Origin of the sequence: Faecalibacterium sp. AM43-5AT (assembly GCF_003603345.1) — a bacterium.
GTDB classification, from domain to species: domain Bacteria; phylum Bacillota; class Clostridia; order Oscillospirales; family Ruminococcaceae; genus Faecalibacterium; species Faecalibacterium taiwanense.
In genome coordinates this window covers 1-435 of sequence record NZ_QVGZ01000037.1, presented here as the reverse complement: position 1 = coordinate 435, position 435 = coordinate 1, and the positions used below count along the sequence as shown (strand labels likewise).

The window sequence follows — 435 nt, the reverse complement described above, 5'->3', positions numbered from 1 at the left end:
CATAAGGATTCTTTTTTGTAGAGAAGATAGATGCTTCTGGCCAGCAGCTGTTTTCTTGAATCCCCGTTTTCAAATACCGGAGCATGATATATCTTTCCGCATGCCCTGGCATGTGCCATCTGTATGGATTCCTCATCCAGGGCTTCCCAGCGTGCCTTCACCCTCATTTCCTGAACCGCTTCATAAGCCAGTTTCTGCACGTGGAAACGGTCCGTCACGCGGCGCGCGGCCGGGAAGCAGATACGTGCCGTCTGTTCCATGTTCGGAGCCATGTCAAGGGTTATTTCCCTGACCTGGAAGCGTCTGCGTCTGGAAAGCTTTAGCAGGACGGATGTGACAGTCCTGACGTCCGTACCCTTTATGATTGCAATGATACTTCCCGAACGTCCTCTTTTCTCCTTGTTTATCAGGATTGTATAGAGTTCGCCCTGTGAC

1 protein-coding gene is annotated in these 435 nt (G+C 50.8%); it reads right to left on the bottom strand.

The window, feature by feature from the left end; genetic code table 11:
* A partial coding sequence (locus DW937_RS15315) for a transposase (protein ID WP_347561918.1) occupies nt 1-435 on the bottom strand: 435 nt, incomplete at both ends.